Here is a 10,700-nt window from a genome sequence, read left to right as displayed (position 1 = left end):
TAGTGATTGCAGCAGTCAGGGTAGTTTTACCGTGGTCAACGTGGCCGATAGTACCAACGTTAACGTGCGGTTTTGAACGTTCAAACTTTTCTTTAGACACGACTCTATTCCTTAATACTGCTCCCCCGTCACAGAGATGAGGGAGCTAAAAAGATAGTAAACTCGAAAACTTATCTAGATTTACGAGCTTCGATAATAGCCTGAGCGACGTTGCTAGGCGCTTCGTTGTACTTCAAGAACTCCATGGAGTAAGAAGCACGACCTTGGGTCTGAGAACGCAGGTCAGTAGCATAACCAAACATTTCAGACAATGGTACTTGAGCACGAACAATTTTGCCCGTAGCTATATCATCCATACCATCGATCATACCACGGCGACGGTTCAGGTCACCGATGACGTCACCCATGTAGTCTTCTGGTGTTTCCACTTCGACTTTCATGATAGGTTCCAGCAGAACTGGTTTCGCTTTCATGAAGCCTTCTTTAAATGCCATGGATGCAGCAATTTTAAAGGCGATTTCTGAGGAGTCAACGTCATGGTAAGAACCATCGAACAGGGCAACTTTAACGTCAACGATTGGATAACCAGCCAGAACACCGCTCTTAAGCTGTTCCTGAACGCCTTTGTCGACGCCTGGGATGTATTCTTTAGGAACAACACCACCAACGATTTCGTTCGCGAATTCGTAACCAGCACCACCTGCTTCCAGAGGCTCGATACGTAGCCAAACATGACCGTACTGACCGCGACCGCCGGACTGTTTAGCGTGTTTACCTTCCTGCTCAACAGAAGCACGGATGGTTTCACGGTAAGCAACCTGAGGTTTACCTACGTTCGCTTCAACGTTGAATTCACGACGCATACGGTCAACCAGAACGTCAAGGTGCAGCTCACCCATACCTGCGATGATAGTCTGACCAGACTCTTCATCACTGCTCACGCGGAAAGATGGATCTTCCTGAGCCAGACGACCTAAAGCGATACCCATTTTTTCTTGGTCAGCTTTCGTTTTTGGCTCGATAGCAACAGAGATAACTGGCTCTGGGAATTCCATGCGCTCCAGAATGATTGGCGCGTTCAGGTCACAGAGAGTATCACCGGTGGTTACATCTTTCAGACCGATAGCAGCAGCGATATCGCCTGCACGGACTTCTTTGATTTCTTCACGTTTGTTAGCGTGCATCTGAACGATACGGCCAAAACGTTCTTTTTTGTCTTTCACCGGGTTCAGTACGGTGTCACCAGAGTTAACAACACCAGAATAAACGCGGAAGAAAGTCAGGTTACCCACGAATGGGTCAGTCGCAATTTTGAACGCCAGTGCTGAGAATGGTTCATCATCGCTGGAGTGACGCTCAGCCGGAGTATCTTTACCGTCTGGCAGCATACCTTTGATGGATTCAACATCAGTTGGGGCTGGCAGATATTCGACAACTGCATCCAGCATTGCCTGAACACCTTTGTTCTTAAATGCAGAACCACAGGTAACCAGGATAATTTCGTTAGCCAAAACACGCTTACGCAGAGCTGCCTTGATTTCTTCTTCAGTCAGCTCTTCACCGCCCAGGTATTTATCCATCAGCTCTTCTGATGCTTCTGCTGCGGATTCAATCAGGTTCTGATGCCATTCCTGAGCCTGCTCAAGCATGTCAGCCGGAATATCTTCGTATTCGAAGGTAATACCCTGATCTTCGTCGTTCCAGTTGATTGCTTTCATTTTCAGCAAATCAATAACACCGGTGAAAGTATCTTCTGCACCGATTGCCAATTGCAGAGGAACAGGGTTAGCAGCCAGACGAGTTTTGATCTGCTCAACAACACGCAGGAAGTTCGCTCCCATACGGTCCATTTTGTTAACGAACGCGATACGTGGAACACTATATTTGTTCGCCTGACGCCATACAGTTTCAGACTGTGGCTGAACACCACCAACTGCACAGTAAACCATTACTGCACCGTCAAGAACACGCATGGAACGTTCTACTTCGATAGTGAAGTCAACGTGGCCTGGGGTGTCGATGATGTTGATACGGTGTGGCTCATACTGTTTAGCCATACCAGACCAGAATGCGGTAGTCGCAGCAGACGTAATGGTAATACCACGTTCTTGCTCCTGCTCCATCCAGTCCATAGTAGCAGCGCCATCATGAACTTCACCGATCTTATGGCTTACACCAGTGTAGAACAGAATACGTTCGGTGGTAGTGGTTTTACCCGCGTCAATGTGCGCACTGATACCGATATTACGGTAACGAGTTATAGGGGTTTTACGAGCCATTTTTTCCTCTCTCGTGGGCGTTCAATTTAGAGAACGGGTAGCCGGACAGCTACCCAGAACATATTCACTGCCGATGGAATACCCAATAAGGGATTACCAACGGTAGTGTGCGAACGCCTTGTTAGCTTCTGCCATACGGTGAACGTCTTCACGTTTCTTCACAGCAGCGCCTTTATTTTCAGCCGCATCAGATAATTCATTTGCCAGGCGCAGAGCCATGGACTTATCACCGCGTTTACGAGCAGCTTCAACGATCCAACGCATTGCCAGAGCATTACGACGAACCGGACGAACTTCAACTGGAACCTGATAAGTAGAACCACCAACACGGCGGGACTTAACTTCTACAGTCGGGCGCACGTTATCCAGTGCCAGCTCGAATGCTTCCAGATGATCTTTACCAGCACGCTGAGCCAGGGTCTCAAGCGCACCATATACAATTGCTTCTGCGACAGACTTCTTACCGTCTACCATCAGGATATTTACAAATTTGGCCAGCAGTTCAGATCCGAACTTTGGATCTGGCAGAATTTTACGTTGACCAATTACACGACGACGTGGCATGGAAATACTCCGTTTCGAATTTCAGGGTTGTCCAAAACTCTACGAGTTTATTTTGACATTAATGTGAAAAATGTTTGGCCTTACTTAACGGAGAACCATTAAGCCTTTGGCTTCTTCACACCGTACTTAGAACGACCTTGTTTACGGTCTTTAACACCGGCACAGTCCAGAGCGCCGCGAACGGTGTGGTAACGCACACCTGGCAAGTCTTTAACACGACCGCCACGGATCAGGATAACGGAGTGTTCCTGCAGGTTGTGGCCTTCACCACCGATGTAGGAAGAAACTTCGTAACCGTTAGTCAAACGTACACGGCATACTTTACGCAGTGCGGAGTTTGGTTTTTTAGGAGTGGTGGTATATACACGAGTACATACGCCACGTTTTTGCGGGCAAGCTTCCAGAGCAGGAACGTTGCTTTTCACAACTTTCGAGCTACGAGATTTGCGAACCAGCTGATTAATAGTTGCCATTATTAAAAAAGCTCCTGGTTTTTTGCTTCGTAAACACGGATTTTACCCTCTCTCTGTCATTATGACAAAACATGAGGACGCGGAATTTTATTGCTGACTTAACGAGGTGTCAAGAAATATACAGCTTTTCTATATCGGCAAAATATTATCGGTAAGGTACTGCCAATAAAGCGTTGGGCTGGTAAATTTACTGAAAAGTGCAATTCAGATCTACCAATCACATCTACCAAGCAAAATTTTGCTGATGTTTTACCGTTAAGCTAACAAAGCCATTGTAATCAATCACCCTTACACGGTCTGAAATTTGTTCAATCAGCCCTCGTGCATTGAGATCTTCCTTCAAAACATAAATGTCTGCCCCTGTACGGAGCAACTCAGCCAAATAACGGTTATCATTAATCCCCAATAACACACCATTCTGCATTAATAGAACATCATCTGTATCAGATACAAGGCCAAGCATTGCATTGAAGTCATCATGGTAAGGTGAGCGACTGACAGTATATAACATGTTACCTGCCTGAAATAGATTAAAATTTCAACACAAAATCATAACCCGCCAACAATTCTCGGATTGCGGCGGCAGAAAGAAATTCAGCTTCCAGCACAAAATTGTTTGCTGGGCTGACTCCCCGAATCACCAAATCATCCAGACAAACGTAACATTTATCAATGTCATAAAGCGGCAAGATCTTAAAGGTTGAGATGTAGTCACGGGCCAGAATTTTATCCGGCTGCTGATTGGCCAATAATTGAAATACGCCATCAGAAATAAAAAATACACCGATCTGCTCAGTCAATGCCGACGTCGCAAGCAGTGCATCCAGCCCTTCCCTGCCGGCAGAAGAGCCGTGAGGAGCTTCAGTAAAAACAAAGGCAATTTTTTTCATCGATACCCACGAAGATTCCCAAACCTAACCAGCGCTAAAATTGTATAACACGATCACATAACATCATGGCTTCTGCCAATGATCCCAACCCACTAAGCTCAAACCCTTCGGCTAAATTAGCGGCAGGCAGATTCAATTCACGAGCTTGCTGTTCATCTACGACACCACGCCGCAATGCCGCTGCAACGCAAATAAACAGATCGAATTGATGTTGGACTGCCAATACCTGCCAGGCTCTGACCAAATCAAACTCATCATTGGCAGGGGCAACCAATTGATTGCCGTTTTGGACACCTTCACGATAAAAAAACACGCTATGCAGTTTATGGCCTGAGGCGATCAACGCCTGAGCAAATTGGTAAGCGCTGCTGGCTTGTTGAGTACCGTAAGCTGGTCCAGTGACCAGCAAACAATAAGACAGTGACGACATTACTTCTCCGAACCAGTAAATTCACCATTTTTAAACTGGCGAATATAAAGATATACCGTATGTTTGGAGATATTCAAACGATCAGCGACCTGATTAATGGCATCTTTAATATCAAAAATACCTTTTTCATAAAGGTTCAGCACTACCTGTCTGTTTTTCGCATTATTGGAAACATTGCGATCAGCATTCACTTCTTCAATAGTGAATTCCAGAGTTTGTGCCACCAGATCATCCACAGAAGAGGCAAAATTGACGTTTGAAGCAACTTCATGCGTTTTTTCTGGGATAAAGGTCTGAATAATTTCAGAGAAAGGCACATCGAGGTTCATATTGATGCACAAAAGCCCGATGACTCGACGCTGGCGATTGCGGATAGCAATCGTAATAGATTTCATCAACGAGCCACTTTTTGCCCGCGTGAAATACGCCTTCGAAACACTACTGTCTTCATCCGTAATATCATGCAGCATTCGCAACGCCAGATCGGTAATCGGAGAGCCAATTTTACGCCCTGTATGCTCGCCATTAGCTATTCTGACGGCTGAACATTTAAGATCTTCCAGTGAATGAAGAACTATTTCACAATGCCCACCAATCAACATAGCCAGGCCATCAACAGCAGCTTCGTAAGATTTTAAAATTTCGCGATCAGTTTCACTAAACGATTGATTTTCCAGCAAATCAGTATCACTGTTATCACTAGAGATATTATCACCAATTAATAGCGGGGTAGACATGTAATACACCATCCTTCAAATTCTAACTTTGCCTCACCAAAAACATCAGGCAAGATTTATTATAAAATCACATTACTGCAACTCAGCATCTACTTCGGTAAACACCTGTTGTTACAAGAAAATTAAATAGCCTTATGTAATAATTTCTAAAAACAAACAGTTAAAAATGTTTGTTCTATATTCTATTCGGACTATTCAGAATAGTGACGTTAAAACCACATTGAACTGTCGTCAAGCTCTTGCTGAGTATAGCGCGGGGTTCTATCACAGCTTTATGCTGAATCCACCTGAAATACGAAAAGCAATATCTCATTTAATATCGCAGGAAATAATAAGCAAATAAATTTATTATTCTTTATCCATGCTTATTACTAATCAAATAGAGGTAAATATCAGCAGAAAATCGAAAGGTGGAAGAAATATATGATAAAGCAGGAGCCTTAAGCCCCTGCTAATGTCCTTTAATTACAGGAATTATTTTGCCTTGGCAGCAGGCTTAATATCCAATAATTCAACATTGAAAACTAAAGTGGAGTTAGCTGAAATTTTAGGTAAATTTGCCTGATCATAAGCCAGTTTAGGAGGAATAACTAATGTGATTTTTCCGCCTTTCTTCACATGCTGTATACCTTCTCTCCAGCCTGGAATAACGCTGTCTAAACGAATTGTCAGCGGTTCTTTACGGTCATAAGAACTATCAAAAACCTGACCATCAATCAAAGAACCTTTGTAGTTAACAACCACAGTATCGGTTTCTTTAGGTGTGTTACCAGTACCTTCTTTTTCAATTTTGTAAAGAAGTCCTGTTTTAGTTTCCACTACGCCCGCTTGCTTAGCAAACTCTTTACGATATTGAGCACCTTTTTCGCCATTTTCACTGGCTTCTTTTTCTGCCTTGGCTAAAGCTGCACTTTTCACTTTAGATTCAAAAGCCATCAGAGTTTCCTTAATCTCTTTATCAGTCAGTTTGGCTTTATTATTTAACGCATCTTCAACACCAGCCAGCAATTGTTCTTTTTCTATATTGATACCGAGCGCTTTCTGCTCTTGCAATGAGTTGGCCATGTAGCCTCCCAGAGAAGCACCCAGAGCATAAGAATTTTGCTGTTCTGCTGTTTTAAAAGCACTATTTAGTTTTACTTCGTCTTTAGTTTCAGTGTTAGCAGCCAAAACCTGAGGTACGCTAAATGCCACCGCCAGAGTTGTTGCCAGCAGAGTTGTTTTAAACAATGATTTCATCCTATTCTCCAATAAATTTGGGTGGGGTTACCATCAGCATAGGTCGGGGTTACCATCAGCATAGGTCATAGTATTTACTATAACCGCCTAAGGAAACCAATGACAATACTTGCTATATCTCGCAATAAAAATCGTTGAGACAACATTAAAGCAAAGAGGTTTCGTAATATCCTATTTCACTGGATATATGTGCATTATAGTGTCATCTTGACCAAGTAATCGTTCCGTCATTTACATTAATTGATTCAGAGGCAGGAGGAAAGATAATGGAATTATCTAAATTTGAGCAAAGATTTGAGCAACTAGAAACCAAGCTGGCTTATCAAGAAGCCACCATTGAAGAATTGAATCAGGAAGTGATAAAGCAACAGATCGAAACTGACAAATTGAAAGAACAACTAAAATTAATTGCTGAACGTCTGCAAACTCACCAGACATCCATCATTGCACCACTTTCTGAAGAAACACCTCCCCCCCATTACTGATATTCATCTGGAAAAATCTAAGCCAAGGAAGGCTTAGACAAAAAAGAGAAGCTCTAATGTGCTTCCCTTTTCTGTTTACTGATGTTTCAGGTAACTAACGATTTTCAGTCAATCCTGATTCAGTTTTAGTGGCAGCTGCCGCCGCAGCATCCATGATCGCCGTGATCGTGATCGTGATCACCACAGCCACCCTGACCGTGTACATGGCCATGAGCTAATTCTTCTTCGGTCGCTTCACGGATCGCTACAATTTCAACATTGAATTTCAGATTCTGGCCAGCCAGCATGTGGTTAGCATCAACAACCACTTCATCACCTTCTATCGCAGTGATTTCTACTGGAATAGGTCCCTGATCCGTGTCAGCCAGAAAGCGCATACCAACCTCAAGATCATCAACCCCAACAAACACATCTTTTGGTGCACGCTGAACCAGGTTGTCATCATACTGACCGTATGCATCTGCTGCTTCTACGCTAACATCAAAACGTTCACCCGCCTCACGGCCTTCCAGTGCTTTCTCTAATCCGCTGATTAAAGAACCACGGCCATGCAGATAGTCTAACGGTGCGCTCACCGAGGACTCATCAACTAAAACACCATCTTCTGTTCTTACTTGATAAGCCAGGCTGACCACCAAGTCTTTTGCTACTTTCATGACAACTCCTACATACCCGAGGGAAAAACCCGTGAGGGAAATTTTTTACTGCTCAAAAAAATGCTGCCAATTGTAACGGAATTCTACGTTGCTGTACCTAGGCAATGGCAAAATTTATCCACAATTCATTGTACGTGTATTGAATTACTGTGGTGTAAATATCCCAATGACCTGTTCCTGCTCTCTGATATGAGATGTGACAGCTTCATCTGTCTGCCTCTGTATATGGCCACAATGGACACACTCAACAACATCAACCTTATTTTCCTGCCACATTGCCAACGTATCCTGTGATTGGCATTTTGGGCAAACCGCTCCTGCAATAAAACGCTTACGACTGATTGACATAATTCCCCCCTAAGACGTGTCAGAACACCTATTTTCCGCTACCATGCACACCAAGCACTTAAAATTGAACACATATACCCAATAGATTTCAAATTGCGGCACACCGATCACTATACGCATCAACGATCACTATGCATATCAATATACGATTGGTATGGGGAACGCAGTCAACAAAGCAGCAACTTGAAAGATGAAGGATATATAAATCTAACTATTAATTAACTTAACACATTATATATAGACGACATCTATGATTGTTTTCTCTTCACTGCAAATCCGTCGTGGCATTCGCGTCCTGCTGGATAACGCCAACGCAACCATCAATCCTGGACAAAAAGTCGGATTAGTTGGCAAAAATGGCTGTGGTAAATCTACCCTGCTTGCATTACTGAAAGATGAACTTCAAGCTGAAAGTGGCTCTGTCACCTTTCCCAACAACTGGGCACTGGCCTGGGTTAATCAGGAAACCCCAGCCCTGGAAACATCAGCGCTGGAATATGTCATCGATGGTGACCGTGAATTCCGACAACTGGAGCAAAAACTCAAAATAGCCAACGAACAAAATGACGGTCACGCCATCGCCCATCTTCATGGCTTGCTTGATACTATTCAGGCGTGGACGATCCGCGCCAGAGCCGCCAGTCTACTGCATGGATTGGGTTTTTCTCAGACTCAGCTCGAGCAACCTGTACGTTCGTTCTCTGGTGGTTGGCGTATGCGCCTCAACCTGGCACAAGCGTTGATCTGCCGCTCTGATCTGCTATTGCTTGACGAACCGACCAACCACCTTGATCTGGATGCGGTTATCTGGCTCGAAAAATGGTTGAAGGGTTATACCGGCACCTTGATCCTCATTTCCCACGATCGCGATTTTCTCGATCCAATCATCGATAAAATTCTGCATATTGAGCAGCAAGATCTATACGAATATACCGGCAACTACTCTTCCTTCGAACGGCAACGTGTGGCCAAACTTGCCCAGCAACAGGCGTTATACCAAAGCCAACAGGAAAAAGTGGCACATTTGCAGAGCTATATTGACCGCTTCCGCGCCAAAGCCTCTAAAGCGAAACAGGCACAAAGCCGCATCAAAATGTTGGAACGCATGGAGCTTATCGCTCCTGCTCATGTCGATAACCCTTTCCATTTCAGTTTCCGCCAGCCAGACAATTTGCCAAATCCACTCTTAAACATGGACAAAGTCAGTGCTGGCTATGGTGAAAAAACGGTATTGAACTCAATCAAATTAAATCTGGTGCCGGGTTCACGGATCGGCCTGCTAGGCCGCAATGGTGCGGGTAAATCCACGTTGATCAAATTGCTGGCAGGAGAGCTTGCACCTCAGCAAGGAGAAATTGCCTTATCGAAAGGCATTAAACTGGGTTACTTCGCACAGCACCAGTTGGAATACCTACGGGCAGATGAATCTCCATTACAACATTTAGCCCGAATCGCTCCCCAAGAAACGGAACAACAGCTTCGGGATTATCTGGGAGGATTTGGCTTCAAAGGCGATCAAGTGACCGATCCAAGCGGACGTTTTTCCGGTGGTGAAAAAGCCCGTTTGGTACTGGCGCTGATTGTCTGGCAGCGCCCTAACCTCCTTCTGCTTGACGAACCGACCAACCACCTTGATCTAGACATGAGACAAGCATTGACTGAAGCACTTATTGATTTCGAAGGAGCTTTGGTCGTCGTTTCGCATGACAGGCACTTACTGCGCTCTACAACAGACGAACTTTATCTGGTGCATGATGGCAAAGTAGAACTTTTTAAAGGTGATTTAGAAGATTACCAGCAATGGCTAACTGAACTACAACGCCAACAAATGCGGGATGACCAGGAAAAAGAAAAATCAGAGACCGAATCTTCAGCGAATAGCACTCAAAATTACAGTGCTCAAGAGCGTAAAGATCAAAAACGGCGTGAAGCTGAATTCCGTAACCAAACGCAGCCATTGCGCAAACAGCTTGCATCCCTTGAAAAACAGATGGAAAAATTGGGTACAGCGTTGCTGGAATTGGAAGAAAAGCTGTCAGACAACACACTTTATGACAATACTCGTAAAACTGAACTAACTGAATGCCTGCATCAGCAAACACAAACAAAATCTAAACTGGAAGATACCGAAATGGAATGGTTAGATATTCAGGAACAGCTCGAACAAATAACAGCAGTATTTAATGCAAGTCAAGGAATCAGTTAACTTTTCAAATGTAAGCTTGTGGGTATAATCGGGTATTGTTATTCAACACCCGATTATTTCCTGTTCTCTATTTACAATAGCAAAAATATAAAATTACCTGCAAATAGCCAGAATACTCACTGTAAAAAATAATAATTCATCTATTATGCAGAATATTATTTATAATTTGAAAATGATTAAGATGCTCATTCTCATTTTTCACTCCTTATTGAGAAAACTTTTACAAGTTCCCCTTCAAATTTGATGATCATAAGAAACCAAATGAAAATATTCTGTATAAAACACATAATAATCACGCGATGCTCGACTTTAACATCCTATAACGTTGGCTTGTTGAAGCCAGTCGCGTTGATTTTTACCTTGTTTAAAATTGGCAAAAATACCCAACGTGTG

General features: G+C 43.6%; 13 protein-coding genes. 2 read left to right on the top strand and 11 right to left on the bottom strand.

All coding sequences use genetic code 11. From position 1 onward, the window contains the following. From Xentx_RS13955 to fkpA, 9 genes are all read right to left on the bottom strand, one after another. On the bottom strand, positions 1–100 hold a 100-nt coding region (locus Xentx_RS13955), incomplete at its 3' end, for a GTP-binding protein (RefSeq protein ID WP_234369306.1). 70 nt (positions 101–170) lie between these two features. Then, positions 171–2,279 (bottom strand): elongation factor G, encoded by a 2,109-nt coding sequence (fusA, locus tag Xentx_RS13950; protein WP_074020840.1) that lies wholly within the window; start codon positions 2,277–2,279, stop codon positions 171–173. A gap of 93 nt (positions 2,280–2,372) precedes the next feature. Next, positions 2,373–2,843 carry a 30S ribosomal protein S7 gene (rpsG, locus tag Xentx_RS13945; RefSeq protein WP_074020838.1) on the bottom strand — a complete coding sequence of 157 codons (471 nt, stop codon included), beginning with the start codon at positions 2,841–2,843 and terminating at the stop codon, positions 2,373–2,375. 98 nt (positions 2,844–2,941) lie between these two features. Beyond that, positions 2,942–3,316, bottom strand: coding sequence for a 30S ribosomal protein S12 (gene rpsL, locus Xentx_RS13940; protein ID WP_010848548.1), 375 nt, complete (start codon positions 3,314–3,316; stop codon positions 2,942–2,944). A gap of 223 nt (positions 3,317–3,539) precedes the next feature. Further along, positions 3,540–3,827 (bottom strand): sulfurtransferase complex subunit TusB, encoded by a 288-nt coding sequence (gene tusB / locus Xentx_RS13935; protein ID WP_074020836.1) that lies wholly within the window; start codon positions 3,825–3,827, stop codon positions 3,540–3,542. A gap of 19 nt (positions 3,828–3,846) precedes the next feature. Beyond that, a complete protein-coding gene (gene tusC / locus Xentx_RS13930; protein WP_074020834.1) occupies positions 3,847–4,206 on the bottom strand; it encodes a sulfurtransferase complex subunit TusC in 360 nt (119 codons plus the stop codon). 34 nt (positions 4,207–4,240) lie between these two features. Further along, positions 4,241–4,636: a sulfurtransferase complex subunit TusD gene (gene tusD / locus Xentx_RS13925; protein WP_074020832.1), complete on the bottom strand. Its 396-nt coding sequence runs from the start codon at positions 4,634–4,636 to the stop codon at positions 4,241–4,243. Further along, complete coding sequence (locus tag Xentx_RS13920; RefSeq protein WP_074020831.1) at positions 4,636–5,373, bottom strand: helix-turn-helix transcriptional regulator; 738 nt, start codon at positions 5,371–5,373, stop codon at positions 4,636–4,638. Before Xentx_RS13920 ends, tusD begins: the two co-directional genes overlap by 1 nt. A gap of 474 nt (positions 5,374–5,847) precedes the next feature. Then, positions 5,848–6,612: an FKBP-type peptidyl-prolyl cis-trans isomerase gene (gene fkpA, locus Xentx_RS13915; RefSeq protein ID WP_074020830.1), complete on the bottom strand. Its 765-nt coding sequence runs from the start codon at positions 6,610–6,612 to the stop codon at positions 5,848–5,850. Positions 6,613–6,878: 266 nt separating this feature from the next. Between fkpA and Xentx_RS13910 the strand changes: the two genes are divergently transcribed. Further along, positions 6,879–7,097, top strand: a complete 219-nt coding sequence (locus tag Xentx_RS13910; RefSeq protein WP_074020829.1) for a SlyX family protein — start codon at positions 6,879–6,881, stop codon at positions 7,095–7,097. Positions 7,098–7,222: 125 nt separating this feature from the next. On the opposite strand, the gene slyD is transcribed toward Xentx_RS13910, so the two are convergent. Continuing rightward, a complete protein-coding gene (gene slyD, locus Xentx_RS13905) occupies positions 7,223–7,753 on the bottom strand; it encodes a peptidylprolyl isomerase (RefSeq protein WP_074020828.1) in 531 nt (176 codons plus the stop codon). Positions 7,754–7,897: 144 nt separating this feature from the next. Further along, positions 7,898–8,101, bottom strand: a complete 204-nt coding sequence (locus tag Xentx_RS13900) for a YheV family putative zinc ribbon protein (protein WP_074020827.1) — start codon at positions 8,099–8,101, stop codon at positions 7,898–7,900. Positions 8,102–8,351: 250 nt separating this feature from the next. Here Xentx_RS13900 and Xentx_RS13895 point away from each other — a divergent pair, with 250 nt between their 5' ends. Continuing rightward, a complete protein-coding gene (locus tag Xentx_RS13895; RefSeq protein ID WP_074020826.1) occupies positions 8,352–10,307 on the top strand; it encodes an ABC transporter ATP-binding protein in 1,956 nt (651 codons plus the stop codon). Positions 10,308–10,700 lie beyond the last annotated feature (393 nt).

The sequence above is a fragment of the Xenorhabdus thuongxuanensis genome (genome assembly GCF_001908095.1).
In the GTDB taxonomy this organism is placed as follows: Bacteria; Pseudomonadota; Gammaproteobacteria; order Enterobacterales; family Enterobacteriaceae; genus Xenorhabdus; species Xenorhabdus thuongxuanensis.
The sequence above is the reverse complement of the archived record's forward strand: the minus strand, read 5'-3'. Positions and strand labels throughout refer to the sequence as shown.